Source organism: Streptomyces sp. NPDC006743, from assembly GCF_040703815.1.
In the GTDB taxonomy this organism is placed as follows: domain Bacteria; phylum Actinomycetota; class Actinomycetes; order Streptomycetales; family Streptomycetaceae; genus Streptomyces.
The window spans coordinates 14,924-29,088 of record NZ_JBEYJA010000071.1 but is presented as its reverse complement, the minus strand read 5'-3'; the positions used below and the strand labels follow the sequence as shown (position 1 = coordinate 29,088).

The following is a 14,165-nucleotide window of genomic DNA, read 5'->3' as shown; positions in this document are numbered from 1 at the left end:
GGTCGGCGGCGGCGGCTTCGATGGCGTCGTAGGAGGTGCCCGACATCAGGCCGGGCGACGCCCTCGTCCTCCCGGCTCTCCGGCTTTCCGGGCCCGTACGGTCAGCCGCGGTGCAGCTCGAACCAGACCACCTTGCCGGTGCTCAGCCGGGTCGCGCCCCAGCGCCGGGCCAGCCTGTTCACCAGGTACAGGCCCCGGCCGCCCTCGTCGGTGGCACGCGCCTGCCGCAGCCGCGGCAGCTGCGGCACGTCGTCGCCGACCTCGCAGCGCAGCACGTCCGTGCGCAGCAGCCGCAGCGTCACCGGGCGGGAGGCGTACCGCACCGCGTTGGTGACGACCTCGCTGACCAGCAGCTCCACCGAGTCCGTCAGCTCCTCCAGGCCCCAGCGCGCCAGCGCCCGGCGGGCCAGCCGGCGCGCCCGCGACGGAGCGGAGTCCTCCGGCTCGAGGAACCAGTACGCCACGTCGCTCGGCGCGATCCCGTCGAAACGGGCGGCCAGCAGCGCGATGTCGTCGTCCCGGTCGCCCGGGCCGAGCATGTCCAGCACCTCGTCGCACAGGGCTTCCAGGGGCGGCGGATGGTCGGGCCCGGTGAGCTGCGCGGTCGCCGCCAGCTTCTCGCGCAACTGCTCTATGCCGGTCCACACGTCCCGCAGCCGGGACTCCACCAGACCGTCGGTGTACAGCAGCAGCGTGCCGCCGGCCGGCGCGTCCAGCTCCACCGCCTCGAAGTCCACGCCGCCCACACCGATCGGCGCGCCCGGCGGCACCCGCAGCACCTCGGCCCGGCCCCCCAGGTGCAGCAGCACGGGCGGCGGGTGACCGGCGTTGGCGATGGTGATGCGGTGCGAGACCGGGTCGTAGACCGCGTACAGGCAGGTCGCCATGCGGTCGGTGCCCAGGCGCTGCGCCTGTTCGTCCAGGTGGTGCAGCACCTCCTGCGGCGGCAGGTCCAGGCCCGCCAGCGTCTGCGCGGTCGTGCGCAGCTGGCCCATGATCGCCGCCGACGTCATGGAGTGCCCCATCACGTCACCGACGACGAGGGCGACCCGGCTGCCGGGCAGCGGGATCGCGTCGTACCAGTCTCCGCCCACCCGCGCCGTCTCGGCGGCGGGCAGATAGCGCGAGGCGAGCCGTACACCCGTGGGGCGCGGCAGCGTCTCCGGCAGCATGGTGCGCTGCAGCTCGTCGGCGATGTACGCCTCACGGCCGTACAGCACCGCCTTGTCGACACCGAGCGCGCTGTGCGTGGCCAGCTGGGCGGCGACCAGCAGGTCGTCGGCCTCGAACGCGGGGCGGTCGGGGCGCCGCAGGAAGAGCGCGGCACCGATGACACGGCGCCGCCCGCGCAGCGGCGCGAGGATCGTGCGCTGCCCGCCGGGCACCGCCAGCTCCGAGTTTTCGCCGAGGAGTTCGGCCAGCGCGGCGCCCGCTGAGGGGGTGTCGGTGAACACCGGCCGCACACCGCGCAGCACCTCGCCGAGCGCACTGCCGGGCCGTACCTCGCACAGCTCGTTGGTGACGACGGACAGCTCCGCCGGCTGCTCGGGCGGCGGCACGGGCAGGAACCCGGCCTCCAGGTCCCGCTCGGCCGGGATCCGGTCGGTGCGGCGCAGCCGCAGCACGAGCGGGCCCACCGGCCGCTCGTCGCCCACCGGCAGCGGCTCGCGCAGGTAGACCAGGATCGCGTCGGAGAACGTCGGCACGGTCGCCCGGCACAGACCCATGACGATCTCGTCCAGGTCCATACCGCGCGCGATGCGCCGCGTCGCCGCGCCCACGAACCGCAGCCGGTCGCCGTCGCGGCGCATCGGCAGCGGCCGCCCCGGCGGCAGTCCCTGCCCGGTCCGCCGGTCCGGCCCGTCGGGTCCCTGCCGGTCCGGCCCGCCGGGCGGCCCCGCCGCGTCGGGGGCCGCGGCGCCCGAGGACGCCACCGGGTCCGCAGGACCCGCCGGAGGTACGGCGGTCGCGGGGACCGTACGGGCCGTCTCCGCGCCGCCGGCGGTACGCGCCGCCGCCTCCGGCTGGGCGGGAATGCCCTCCGGGACGGGCCGCGGCCGGTGCGGGTCGGGCTCGGCGGAGGCAGGCTGGGAATGCTCGGACCCGGCCCCGGCCGAACCGTCGGCGGCGGTCGCCGTGCCGGAACGCGGGGCGGCCCCGGAGGGCTCGCCCTGCGCGGCGCGCGGCGCGGGGCAGGGGGTCGCGCCCTCCGCGCGCGACTGCAGCGGTAACGCCGTCTGCGGCGGCTGCGGGGTACGCAGAAGGGCCCCACGGGAGTCCGTGGGGTCGGCGCCCGGCTGGGGGCGTTCGAAGGAGGTCGGCTGCTCCGTCACGCGTGTCGCATCCATCCGTCCGGGGCTGCGCGCCAGGCGCGCGGTTCGTCCCGCCGAAGACCCGATACCCGGAACACGTGCCCCGGGAACGGAATTCCGGCGTGGTCAGAGGCTGTTCCTGTGCCACCGGCGGGCCGTATGCGCCCCGCTCGGGTCGTGCCCTGGTACCCCTCGCTCACGTCCTGCCGCCCCTCGGTGACATACGGTCAGACTCTCGGCCGACCGCGGGAGTTGCGCCGGCCACGTGCCCCCCTGCGCCCTTGCGGAGGACGATCCTACGGTTCCTGTCCGGGGGCGCATCAAGGGTCTCATGAGGACACATGCGCGGGCGTACGGTCCCAGTCCTGTGGCAGTGACGGTACCGCCCAGGACGGGTCCGGGCGCCAGTGCTGCCAGTCGTCGCTGAACGGCGGGCCCCAGGCACGGATCACGTCCACCGCGCGGCGCCCCGCGGCCCGCACGCGCGCGGCCAGCGCGTCGTCCACCAGGCCGTCCCGCTGCGCCTGCGCGAACTCGTCCTCGTCCTGCCACTGCCAGGCGCGGTCCGGCTGCACGGTGATGTCCAGGAAGTGGTCCTCGGAGTCGACACCGCCCGTCCAACGGGCCAGCGGCTCCTCCAGGTTCACGTACCAGTTCTTGAACTGCCAGCCCGGCTCCCAGAACAGCCACACCGACCAGGGCTCGCCGGGCCGGGCCAGCTTCAGCACGCCCGTGCCGAACCAGCGGTCCCGCTGCACCGCCCGGGGCTTGGTGTAGCGGGACGCCAGGGGCTCGAGGTGGACGGGCGTCCCGTCGGCGAGGACCGGCCTGACGCACTCGGTGCCGGGCGCCAGCCACACCGCCAGCAGCTCGGCGTCGTCGCGCACGACGGTCACGGGGCGCGCGATGTGGAAACCCGGCCCGCCGTTCGCCCGGTAGCGCCACAGGATGCGGCTCCCGGGAGCCCAGTGGGCCGTCGCGCCGTCCGCCTTCACGTCTCTCACCGCTCCGTCGTCTGCCATGCACAGATATTAGGTGTCATGGCCATGGGACGGGACGGTCGGCGTCACGGTTCACACCGGTGCGCCGCGCCCCGCCGTCACGGGTGCGTCATCCGCAGGACGTCCAGTGCCTCGTCGAGCTGTTCGGCCGTCAGGTCGCCGCGTTCGACGTACCCGCTCTCCAGGACGACCTGGCGGATCGTCTTCTGCTCGGCGAGCGCCTTCTTGGCGACCTTCGCGGCCTCCTCGTAGCCGATGTACTTGTTGAGCGGGGTGACCACCGAGGGCGAGGACTCGGCGTACTCGCGGGCCCGCTCGCGGTGGGCGGTGATGCCGTCCACGGTGCGGTCGGCGAGCAGCCGGGAGACGTTGGCCAGCAGCCGCACCGACTCCAGCACGTTCTTGGCGATGACCGGCAGCATGACGTTCAGCTCGAAGTTGCCCGCGGCGCCCGCGGTGGCGACGGTGGCGTCGTTGCCGACGACCTGCGCGGCGACCATCAGGACGGCCTCGGGAACGACCGGGTTGACCTTGCCGGGCATGATCGAGGAGCCGGGCTGGAGGTCGGGCAGGGAGATCTCGGCGAGTCCGGTGCGGGGCCCCGAGGACATCCAGCGCAGATCGTTGGCGATCTTCGTCAGGCCCACGGCGATGGTCCGCAGCTGCCCGCTGGTCTCCACGATCCCGTCCCGCGCGCCCTGCGCCTCGAAGTGGTCGCGTGCCTCGGTGAGCGGCAGCCCCGTCACGCGGGCGATCTCCTCGATGACGGCGGCGGAGAAGCCGGGCGGGGTGTTGATGCCGGTGCCGACGGCGGTGCCGCCCAGCGGCAGTTCGGCCAGCCGGGGCAGGGAGGCCCGCAGCCGCTCGACGCCGTAGCGCACCTGGGCCGCGTAGCCCCCGAACTCCTGGCCCAGGGTGACGGGTGTGGCGTCCATCAGGTGGGTCCGTCCGGACTTCACGACGTCCGCGAACTCCTCGGACTTGCGGGAGAGCGCGTCCGCGAGGTGCTCCAGGGCGGGGATCAGGTCCCGGGTGACGGCGGCGGTGGCGGCGATGTGGATGGAGGAGGGGAAGACGTCGTTGGAGGACTGGGAGGCGTTGACGTGGTCGTTGGGGTGCACGTCGCGGCCCAGGCGCTCGCCGGCGAGGGTGGCGAGCACCTCGTTGGTGTTCATGTTGGACGAGGTCCCGGACCCGGTCTGGAACACGTCCACCGGGAAGTGCTCGTCCCACGTGCCCGCGGCGACCTCCTCGGCCGCGGCCTGGATCGCCTCGGCGACCTCCTTGTCGAGCACCCCCAGTTCCGCGTTGACCTTGGCGGCGGCGCCCTTGATCCGCGCGAGCGCCTCGATGTGGGCGCGCTCGATCCGCTGCCCGGAGACGGGGAAGTTCTCCACGGCCCGCTGCGTCTGGGCCCGCCACTTGGCGTGCGCGGGAACCTGGACCTCGCCCATGGAGTCGTGCTCGATGCGGTATTCACTCATACCGGGTACAGCGTGTCAGGCGGTGGGCTTGTTCCGGCCGTTGGGCCGGACGGGTGCGGGCGGCGGATTGCCGGCCGCGGGTGGCGGGGCGGCGGCGCCGGCCGGGGGCGCCCGAGCCGGGGGCGCGGTGCCCGCTACGGCGTGCCGTCGTCCGGCGACAGGTACGAGCGGAAGAGGCCCTCGGGGTCGTAGCGCGTTCTCAGGGCCCGCAGGCGCTGCCAGGCGCCGGGGGTGAAGGAGCGGCGGGCGCGCGACGCTGCCGCGGTGAGGTCCGTCTCGGCGATGTAGTGCCCCGTTCCGAGGGGTTCGACCCGGTGCATCGCCTCCCGCAGCCAGCCCATGGTGGCGGCGTCCTGGCCGGGGTCGTCCCAGACGGCGTAGGGGACCACGTAGCTCTCGCCGAGCGGCGCGAAGGCCATGTCCTGCGCCGGCCGGCCCACCGGCGAGACCGGGGCGAGGACCAGCGATCTGCGCGAAGGGGCCGCGTCGACGGCCCGCGCCAGCCGGCCGAGCAGCGCGGGGAAGCCGGCGTCCGACCACAGCGTGTCCGCCGCGTAGCGGAGCCGTGGCGGCCACAGGGCGGCGGAGGCGGCGTACAGGGACTCGTACGTCATCGGTTCGTCCCGTAGCCGCGAGAGGGCGCGTCCCTCCAGGGGACAGCGGTGCAGCGGCCGGAGGAACTCGTCGGCTTCCCGCCGGGACCGGGCGAAGGCGACGCCGGTGACGGTGACCACCGTGGAGGCCGGGCCGGCGCCGGGGGCCGCCGTACCCAGGGCGAAACTCAGCTCGACGTCGGGGGAGAGGCGCGGGGCCAGCCCGGTGGCCCACTGTGTCGCCTCTGTGACGTCCGTCAGAGGGAAGGTCCACCGGGTGCAGGTGATCGCACGGGGACGGGGATACGGCTTGAGGCGGAAGGCGGTGACCGCGGCGAAGAAGCCCGGACCCGCTCCCCGGGCCGCCCAGAACAGGTCCGCGTGTTCGCTCTCGCTGCACGTGACCGGCTCCCCGTCCGCGGTCACGGCCTCGATGCGCTCGACACCGGCGCACGCCGGCCCGCGGGCACCGGAGTTCCAGCCGAGCCCGCCGCTGAGGAGGTAGCCGCCGACGGCGACGGACCCGCAGTGGCCGGCGGGGAAGGCGAGCCCGTGACCGCCGAGCCGCGCGGTGAGCTGCGCGCCCGTGACACCGGGCTGCACCGTCGCCGTCAGCGAGGCGGGATCGACGGTGCAGGCGCGAAGCCCGGACACGTCGATGAGCATGCCCCCGTCGCGCAGGGGCGACCCGCACCAGCTGTGCCCGCCCGACCGCACGGCGACCCGGGCGCGGGTGCCTCCGTGCCGTGCGCGGATTCACGCGGTGACGCTGAAGATCACGAGGAGGACCGCGTAGCACGCGAGCACGACGGCCGCGCCCGCCAGATCGGTGCGCCGCGAGCGCGGCCGGTCGGGGGCCAGCCAGAAGGCCAGCCCGCGATTGACCACCAGGGGCATCAGGAACCACGTCAGAATCCCCACGCTCAGCACGTTCCCGATGAAAAGACCGAGGAACCCCGCCACGCCGGCCCGTGTGAGGGCGGCGGCCACGGTGAGGTTGAGCACCATGACGGTGGGATAGAGCGCGAGAAGAACGGACATGGCCTGTTTCCAGTTCGGCGGGACACCCGCCTGCTCCCCGCCGCCGAAGCGGAACCACCCGCTGAACGCGGACGCGATCTCGCGCACGTCGAATTCGGCGAAGGAGTCACGCCCCTCGGCCAGGAGTTTCCCGCGGACGTCCGACTCCAGCCACTGCTCGAGATGTTCGCGGCTGTCGAACCGGAACACGACGACCCACCGGTCCTGAATTCCCTCGACGGGCGCGAAGAGTTCGGATCCCATGAACCCCCGGAACTTCTGCTGGGTCCGCAGCACCTTCTCCTGCCAGTGCACGAAGTCCTGCTCGTGGCCCGGCCGCACCTTGTGCGAGATGACGGCCGTCACGGCCTCCTGAGCGGGCTGTCCTCCGCTGAGGACTTCCTGGGAGGGCTCCTCCTCGAACAAGTCACTGCCCTCGTCGAGGAGTTCGCGGCGCTTCGCCGACCGGAGCCAGGCGCTCAGCCGACCGACGTCCGAGAAGCGGAACACCACGACCCACTGGTTGTCCTCGGCGGCCTCGGGCGGGTACAGCTCCGTTCCCTCGAAGCCGTCGAAATCGCGGACGGCGCCGTTCACCCGTTCCTGCCAGCGCTCGTAGTCGTCCTCGCGACCGGGGACGACCTTCTGGGAGGTCACGACGGTGGCTCCGGCTCCACCACGTCCGCGGTTTGCGCTGGCGCTCATGCGGAGTAGCCTAATCCTAAAGGGACTTGACGGACAAGCGGGAGAAATCGACAGCAAAAATCGGGGTCAGGTGAAAATCGGGATCGGGGTAAGGGGAAATCCACACCCGAATGCCGGGGACGGGCGCGGAGCGGAGGTCGTGATGGGGCACAAGGAGTTCTTGGCGGAGGCGGTGCGCCTGGCCACGGAGTCGGTGGAGCACGGCTGGGGCGGCCCGTTCGGCGCCGTGCTCACCCGGGACGGCGAGATTCTCGCCCGCGGCCAGAACCGCGTCCTGCTGACCGGGGACCCGACCGCACACGCCGAGATAGAGACCATCCACAAGGCGTCCCAGCTCCTCAACCCGGAGGCGCCCACCATCTCGGAGGACCACCAGAACGAGGGCAGCCTGGCATACGTGCCGCGCCCCGAAGGCTCCCCCGACCCCGTTCCGGAGCGGGCCCGGATGCTCCAGGGCTGTTCGATCTACATCAGCGGCGCTCCCTGCCCCATGTGCATGAGCGCCATCTACTGGGCACGCATCGACAGCGTCTACTTCAGCTGCGACCTGGACGCCACGCGGAAGATCGGCTTCGACGACGCCTTCCAGTACGAGGACTTCCAAAAGCCCCTGGACCAGCGCCGGATCCACATCGAGCAGATCTTCCCGGAGCTGGGCGCGAAGGCGTACGAGGCCTGGGAGGCCAAGCCGGACCGCCACCCGTACTGAACCCGCGCCGCGCGAGCGCGCAACGGGCGGAGCCCCCGGCGACCGCCGGAGGCTCCGCCCGTACGCCGCGGGGTCAGCCCAGACCGGGCCCCCGCACCGGGATGCTGGTGAACGTCGGCTGCGGGGCTGGGTCCTGGAAGAAGTCATTCGGCTTGTTCATCTCGCGTGGACCCCCGTACGATCCGCGCCATGATCTCTAACCCGAGGGTCCTGGGGGCCGTACGCCTGTCCATCCTGAAGGACGACACCACCAGCCCCGAGAAGCAGCGGCAGGCTGTAGAGCACTGGACCGCTGGCCCTGCCGTCGACGGCCGTATTGCTGGCTGGGCCGAAGACCTCGACGTGTCCGGTGCCATGCATCCCTTCAAGAGACCCGGCCTCGGTCCCTGGTTCAACGAGCGGGCCGACGAGTGGGACGTGTTGGCCGTGTGGAAGCTCGACCGTCTCAGCAGAAAGGCGGGCCACTTCGCGGAGGTCTTCGAGTGGTGCCAGAAGCACGGGAAGTCCATCGTGTCCGTGACCGAAGGCATCGACATGTCCACCCCCATGGGAAAGATGTTCGCTCAGATCATCGCCGCCTTCGCTGAAGGCGAGTTGGACACCATTCGCGCCCGCGCGCTCTCTGGCTCGGCCGCTCGTAAAGCCAAGGGCGTTTGGATCGGCGGCGTCGAACCATACGGGTACCGCTTCGAACGGCAAGAAGGCGGCGGAAAGAAGCTGGTTCAGGACCCCAAGTATGCAGAGCTTTTCCGTGAGATTGTCGAGCGACTGAAGGGCGACTGGTCGTCGTACAAGATCGCGCTTGATCTGAATAAGCAGGGCGTTCCCACCTGGCGGGATCATCTTCGAATCGTGAAGGGAGAAGATTCGAGGGGCGTTGCCTGGACTGCCAACGCGATTCGCGCCATAGCCATGAACCCTACGGCGGCCGGCATTTACACGTACAAAGGCGAGAACGTTGTAGACGAGAACGGCGAGAACGTTCGGATCACGGATGATCCGTTGATGGATTTTGCCGAGTGGTCGGAGTTTGTGGCCGCGCTCAAGAGTGATCGCCCGGTTAGGCGGTCCACCCCTTCGCGGTCGATGCTGGGCGGTGTGGCTACCTGCCAGGGGTGTGGCGCCCGGATGTCGTCCAACAAGAAGACGAAGCCGAACGGCCGCGTGCATTACTACTACGCCTGCAACAACGTCAATACCGGAACATGCCCTAACCCTGGCCGCATTCGACGCGATGACCTAGACACGGCTGTTGGGACTTTTGTGAAGGTCACTCTCGGCCCGCTCCCGGTTATGGAGCGGGCCGGCAACTCCGTCAGTCAGGCCAAGACCGAGCTAGCCGAAGCCGAGGCGACGCTAGATCGACTTGAAGCCGATTATCTGGCTGGACGGTTCAAGACCGACGTTCAGGTTGAACGCTACTGGGGACAGCACGAATTCCAGTCGGCCAAGGTTGAACGTCTGAGGGAGGAAATCAAGACTGCCGAGGCTGCCCCGGCCTGGAAGGAGACGGGGCGTACATACCTCGAAGAGTGGACGACCAAGGATGACGAACAGAAGCGTGTGTTCCTGCAACGGCACGGAATAACTGTGACGGTCGGGACTACGGAAGACGGGAGTCGACGAGTCGTCTGCAAGATGCCTGAGCTTGCCGAGATCGCCAAGGAAACCGGGCTTCAAGTTCCCGAGGGATACTGGGTGATCGAGCCGGAGGCGGAATACGTCCTGCCGAAGCAGATGCCTTACAAGCGGAAGTAGCCCGAGCTACCCAAAGCTGCCGCCTACTGCCCCCGTTGCGTGTAAACGCTTCGGGGGCCATTCCATGCCGTGGGCTAGCCGTAGGCCGTTTAAACGCCCTTGCTTGAATCCGCCAGGTGTTCGGTTGTAGACATGCCCTAGCAGGCTGAAGCGAGGGAGACAGCATGGACGGGAAGGAACCGAAGCACTTCAGAAGATGGGCGGTTCCGTCATCGAGCCGATGGCGAATGGCCCGGGGGTCACCATCGCCAGCCGTCGAGCTTCCCGCCGGCGCACTCAGGACACCGCACCGTGAACCGGAAGCCGCACGTCGAGCAACCCTCGAAGCCGGCACAGTCGGGGCACCAAACCTCCCGGTGACCGAAGCACGCGCCGCAGATCGTAGCGAGACTGTTCAGCCACTCCAGGAACGTTGGCAGCCCAGGGTCGACCGGGCGACGGCCCGCCCGCGGCGTCGGTCGTTCCGGAGCCATGGTCACTTCCCGGCCCCGTGCGGATGCATGCGAATGGTTCGGGCCGCCTCGAAGCGCGCGTTCGCGTCGCCCGTCCTCCGGGCCCTGTGCAGGGCCTGAGCCGCGTCCGGGCACGTCTGACAGCCGAGGACCGGTCGAGCTTCATACAGCCATTGATCTAGGGGGAGGTCGATGGGAGGTTCAGGGAACGTCTGGGGCTTCATCCGGCCACCCCCCATACCGACACCACAGGGAGTCTTCGACCGCCCCCTACGGCGCTGTGGGGGTGCCTGTTGATCTCTTGGCTACAGTGGGCCACCTGATCCGGCAGACGCGCTTCACGGGCAATCTCACGCGAGTGCGAGAGTGCCGCACACGTCATGCACCCTTCTACCCCGACCGGCTCTAATCCGGCACCGGAAATCGCTCTACGGGCCTCGGCCGCATTGTTCGCCTCTTGTCCAAGCATCGATCGCCCCTCGGCTCCATGTCGGTCATGCAATGGTGCCGAGGAACGCGCAGCGCTAAGCGTCTTATTCGCGTTGTGGGTTAAAGATCATGAGCGGCAGATTGCCGACCACTCGGCAAGTTTCGCCCTGGCCTCTTCCTCGAACAGTGCGCAACCCTCGTATCCCGAGAACTCTTCGAGGTAGCTTCGAACGTCTCTCTCGTCGCGGAGTACGAGCAAGCCGGCCGAGGTTTCGATGGTCGCCAGGGACGCGTCATAGACCGTGAAGGTGTTGAGCGGAGTTTTCGGCGTGGCCGTGCCCATCGGAATCAGGCCGATGTGCACGTTAGGGAGATAGGTGAGCGAGGAAAGTCGGTCGATCTGCTCGGCCAGGGCTAGCGATGAAACCACGGGCCAGCGGACGGCTTGTTCTGTGAGAATGAACGTGAAGCGTTTCGAAGGGTCATAGAGAACGGCTTGCCGCTCCAATTTCCCGGCAACAGCTTTGCTTGTGTCTGCCGGTGAGTGCGCGAGACTCGCGCGCACGTATTCGGGAGTAGCGAGCAGGCCGGTAACCATGGACAGCAGGAAGTAACGCAGATGCGTCGAGGACGCTTCGAGTGCCTTTAATTCCGCTTGACGGGTCCCTAGGCCCTTGCGGCGCAGCTCTCGAAGGTTCCGCCATTCGGTGTTCGCCAATCTGGCGAGAGACGAAACTTCCTCGACCATGCTCGGCGGTGCATCCAGCGCTCTAAGGATTTGCTCGACGTCGACAAGGGAAGGCCGAACCTTCCCGTTCTCGATCCGGGAAACCTTGGATTGAGACATGTTGCAACGCGCCGCAAGCCGGACCCCGGAGAGGCCGACTCGCTTGCGTAGTTCTCTGAGCTTCGAGGCCAGTTCCTGACTGGACTGGCCTAGCTGCTCGGGCTCGAACGTCACCCCTTAACGTACTCCAGGAAGGGGACCGACTCCGCCTCGGCAATGCGCTGATACTCGATGAACGGGGAAGGGTCGCCCTCATACAACGCGCGATTGATCTGCGTACCGTCTTCCTCGTAGTTCATGAGGACAACGGTTGAGCGATCGAAGAGCCAGAAATCTTGAACACCCTGGAGGGGGTTCTCGCGGCCTGTCACGTCGAGGATGCGGATATCCTCGCCCGCCAGAGCATGAGGGGCGTAGTAGCGCGAAAACTCGAATCGTAGATATTCGGAAAGTGGCTGGGTTACTACGTGTACCCGTCCCTTTCTTTTCCCGGCGGCACCTAGCCGCTTCAAGTCTTCCGTATACGCTGAAGAGTAGGCGTGCGGGTCGGTTCGCTTACCCTTGTGGAACGCTTCCAGCTCCCCGGCTTCCTGGGGTACGCGGTACTGGGGCAGCGTTTCCAGACGCCATGCTTCCGACTGGATTCTTCGGAACATGGCCCGCCACTCGTCACCATCCAAGAGCACGGACAGCCTCCCGAAGAATGCTCTCGGGGATCTCGACCAGGCCCTCACCCGTGGGGGGTGTGAAGGCGTCGGACACGTCGCCCTGGACGACCAACGTTCCTCGCTTCGTGAGGTACACGTTCGGACAGTCGTCTTCGCCGCACTCGCCGTTTCCGTTGCCGGTGAGCCGGGTCAGTTCCTCGCGTGCCATGCGAACCCCCTGATCCGCGGCCTCGGTTGGGCCGTCGCAGTACGACGGTACGAGGGGCCGTCAGGAGTCGTCTATGCGTCCACGCGACTATGCGCGTTGTCGCATAAACCGGCGGGCGGCTGGTCCGTCGTGAGGCTCACCAGGCAGGCGCACCCGGAGCCTCTTTGCCCGCCCGCAGCGACAGACCCCCCGGCGGGCGCCGAGGGGTCTGGGAGGGTGCGCCAAGGGCACTCAGGCCAGGCCAGGCCCCCGCACCGGGATACTGGTGAACGTCGGCTGCTCAGGTTCCCGCGAAGTGAAGAAGTCGTTGCCCTTGTCGTCCACGACGATGAACGCCGGGAAGTCCTCGACCTCGATCTTCCAGACGGCCTCCATGCCCAGCTCCTCGTACTCCAGGACCTCGACCTTCTTGATGCAGTCCTGGGCGAGGCGGGCCGCCGGGCCGCCGATGGAACCCAGGTAGAAGCCGCCGTGCGCGTCGCAGGCGTCGGTGACCTGCTTGCTGCGGTTGCCCTTGGCGAGCATCACCTTGGAGCCGCCCGCCGCCTGGAACTGCTCGACGTAGGAGTCCATCCGGCCGGCCGTGGTCGGGCCGAAGGAGCCGGAGGCGTAGCCCTCGGGGGTCTTGGCCGGACCGGCGTAGTACACCGGGTGGTCCTTGAGGTACTGCGGCATGCCCTCGCCGGCGTCGAGGCGCTCCTTGATCTTCGCGTGCGCGATGTCGCGGGCGACGACCAGCGGGCCGGACAGCGACAGCCGGGTCTTGACCGGGTACTTGGTCAGCTCGGCGAGGATCGAGTCCATCGGCTGGTTGAGGTCGATCTTCACGACGTCACCGGACTCGTCCAGGTGCTCGTCGGTGGTCTCCGGCAGGAACCGCGCCGGGTCCGTCTCCAGCTGCTCCAGGAAGACGCCCTCCGCCGTGATCTTGGCGACCGCCTGGCGGTCCGCCGAGCAGGAGACGGCGATGGCGACCGGGCAGGACGCGCCGTGCCGCGGCAGGCGCACCACGCGCACGTCGTGGCAGAAGTACTTGCCGCCGAACTGCGCGCCGATGCCGATCTTCTGCGTCAGCTCGAAGACCTTCTCCTCCAGCTCCTTGTCCCGGAAGCCGTGGCCGAGCGGGGAGCCCTCGGCGGGCAGGCCGTCCAGGTAGTGCGCGGAGGCGTACTTCGCGGTCTTCAGCGCGTACTCCGCGCTCGTGCCGCCGACCACGATCGCCAGGTGGTACGGCGGGCAGGCGGCCGTGCCCAGCGAACGGATCTTCTCCTCCAGGAACTTCATCATGGAGGACTCGTTCAGGACGGCCTTCGTCTCCTGGTACAGGAAGGACTTGTTGGCGCTGCCGCCGCCCTTGGCCATGAACAGGAACTTGTAGGCGCCGCCGTCGGTGGCGTACAGCTCGATCTGGGCGGGGAGGTTCGAACCGGTGTTCTTCTCCTCCCACATCGTCAGCGGGGCCATCTGCGAGTAGCGCAGGTTCAGCTTGGTGTACGCGTCGTAGATGCCGCGCGAGAGGGCCTTCTCGTCCTCGCCTTCGGTGAGGACGTTCTGCCCGCGCTTGCCCATGACGATCGCCGTGCCGGTGTCCTGGCACATCGGCAGCACGCCGGCCGCCGCGATGTTGGCGTTCTTCAGCAGGTCCAGGGCGACGAACTTGTCGTTCGCGCTGGCCTCCGGGTCGTCGATGATGCGGCGCAGCTGCGCGAGGTGGGCCGGGCGCAGGTAGTGCTGGATGTCGTGGACCGCCTCCTCGGCGAGCTTGCGCAGCGCCTCCGGCTCGACCTTGAGGAACGTACGCCCGTCGGGCCCCTCGGCGGTGGAGACGCCCTCGGACGTCACCAGCCGGTACGGAGTGGTGTCCTCACCCTGGGGGAGCAGATCGGTGTACGCGAACTCAGGCATCTCAGCCCATTCCTCACTCTACGGACGGCTGCCCGCCGACGCTGGCGGGCACCGACCAGCGTAGAACCTGCCGCCGGTGGCGGGTCTGTGAGGTCCCGCTCAGTTCCCGCCGGTTCCCCCTGCCGTAGAGGTGT

At 69.2% G+C, this 14,165-nt stretch carries 11 protein-coding genes; 2 read left to right on the top strand and 9 right to left on the bottom strand.

The window, feature by feature from the left end; all coding sequences use genetic code 11:
- Nucleotides 1–101: 101 nt before the first annotated feature.
- From ABZ719_RS34175 to ABZ719_RS34155, 5 genes are all read right to left on the bottom strand, one after another.
- Nucleotides 102–2,333: a SpoIIE family protein phosphatase gene (locus ABZ719_RS34175; RefSeq protein ID WP_366729050.1), complete on the bottom strand. Its 2,232-nt coding sequence runs from the start codon at nucleotides 2,331–2,333 to the stop codon at nucleotides 102–104.
- Between the two features lie 308 nt (nucleotides 2,334–2,641).
- Nucleotides 2,642–3,334: a DUF402 domain-containing protein gene (locus tag ABZ719_RS34170; protein ID WP_366729049.1), complete on the bottom strand. Its 693-nt coding sequence runs from the start codon at nucleotides 3,332–3,334 to the stop codon at nucleotides 2,642–2,644.
- Between the two features lie 77 nt (nucleotides 3,335–3,411).
- The gene (locus ABZ719_RS34165; RefSeq protein WP_366729048.1) at nucleotides 3,412–4,797 is read right to left on the bottom strand and encodes a class II fumarate hydratase; all 1,386 of its coding nucleotides are present in this window, start codon (nucleotides 4,795–4,797) and stop codon (nucleotides 3,412–3,414) included.
- A gap of 134 nt (nucleotides 4,798–4,931) precedes the next feature.
- Nucleotides 4,932–6,146, bottom strand: coding sequence for an FAD-binding oxidoreductase (locus ABZ719_RS34160; RefSeq protein WP_366729051.1), 1,215 nt, complete (start codon nucleotides 6,144–6,146; stop codon nucleotides 4,932–4,934).
- Nucleotides 6,147–7,115 carry an antibiotic biosynthesis monooxygenase gene (locus tag ABZ719_RS34155; protein ID WP_366729047.1) on the bottom strand — a complete coding sequence of 323 codons (969 nt, stop codon included), beginning with the start codon at nucleotides 7,113–7,115 and terminating at the stop codon, nucleotides 6,147–6,149.
- A 142-nt stretch (nucleotides 7,116–7,257) separates the two neighbouring features.
- Here ABZ719_RS34155 and ABZ719_RS34150 point away from each other — a divergent pair, with 142 nt between their 5' ends.
- Nucleotides 7,258–7,824 (top strand): nucleoside deaminase, encoded by a 567-nt coding sequence (locus tag ABZ719_RS34150; protein WP_366729046.1) that lies wholly within the window; start codon nucleotides 7,258–7,260, stop codon nucleotides 7,822–7,824.
- Nucleotides 7,825–8,013: 189 nt separating this feature from the next.
- Complete coding sequence (locus ABZ719_RS34145) at nucleotides 8,014–9,582, top strand: recombinase family protein (RefSeq protein ID WP_366729045.1); 1,569 nt, start codon at nucleotides 8,014–8,016, stop codon at nucleotides 9,580–9,582.
- Between the two features lie 1,008 nt (nucleotides 9,583–10,590).
- Here ABZ719_RS34145 and ABZ719_RS34140 read toward each other — a convergent pair.
- The 4 genes from ABZ719_RS34140 to ABZ719_RS34125 form a co-directional block, all read right to left on the bottom strand.
- Nucleotides 10,591–11,424 carry a helix-turn-helix transcriptional regulator gene (locus ABZ719_RS34140; RefSeq protein WP_366729044.1) on the bottom strand — a complete coding sequence of 278 codons (834 nt, stop codon included), beginning with the start codon at nucleotides 11,422–11,424 and terminating at the stop codon, nucleotides 10,591–10,593.
- Nucleotides 11,421–11,936 carry a DUF6879 family protein gene (locus ABZ719_RS34135; RefSeq protein WP_366729043.1) on the bottom strand — a complete coding sequence of 172 codons (516 nt, stop codon included), beginning with the start codon at nucleotides 11,934–11,936 and terminating at the stop codon, nucleotides 11,421–11,423. Before ABZ719_RS34135 ends, ABZ719_RS34140 begins: the two co-directional genes overlap by 4 nt.
- On the bottom strand, nucleotides 11,920–12,126 hold the full coding sequence (locus ABZ719_RS34130) for a hypothetical protein (protein WP_366729042.1): 207 nt from the start codon (nucleotides 12,124–12,126) through the stop codon (nucleotides 11,920–11,922). The genes ABZ719_RS34135 and ABZ719_RS34130 overlap by 17 nt, the downstream gene beginning before the upstream one ends.
- A 231-nt stretch (nucleotides 12,127–12,357) precedes the next feature.
- Nucleotides 12,358–14,031 (bottom strand): fumarate hydratase, encoded by a 1,674-nt coding sequence (locus tag ABZ719_RS34125; protein WP_366729041.1) that lies wholly within the window; start codon nucleotides 14,029–14,031, stop codon nucleotides 12,358–12,360.
- Between the last annotated feature and the right edge of the window lie 134 nt (nucleotides 14,032–14,165).

Bases quoted from the DNA above. Each gene is read 5' to 3' on its own strand.
- ABZ719_RS34155 (WP_366729047.1), bottom strand. From the start codon at position 7,115: ATGAGCGCCAGCGCAAACCGCGGACGTGGTGGAGCCGGAGCCACCGTC.
- ABZ719_RS34125 (WP_366729041.1), bottom strand. From the start codon at position 14,031: ATGCCTGAGTTCGCGTACACCGATCTGCTCCCCCAGGGTGAGGACACC.
- ABZ719_RS34145 (WP_366729045.1), top strand. From the start codon at position 8,014: ATGATCTCTAACCCGAGGGTCCTGGGGGCCGTACGCCTGTCCATCCTG.
- ABZ719_RS34130 (WP_366729042.1), bottom strand. From the start codon at position 12,126: ATGGCACGCGAGGAACTGACCCGGCTCACCGGCAACGGAAACGGCGAG.
- ABZ719_RS34150 (WP_366729046.1), top strand. From the start codon at position 7,258: ATGGGGCACAAGGAGTTCTTGGCGGAGGCGGTGCGCCTGGCCACGGAG.
- ABZ719_RS34165 (WP_366729048.1), bottom strand. From the start codon at position 4,797: ATGAGTGAATACCGCATCGAGCACGACTCCATGGGCGAGGTCCAGGTT.
- ABZ719_RS34170 (WP_366729049.1), bottom strand. From the start codon at position 3,334: ATGGCAGACGACGGAGCGGTGAGAGACGTGAAGGCGGACGGCGCGACG.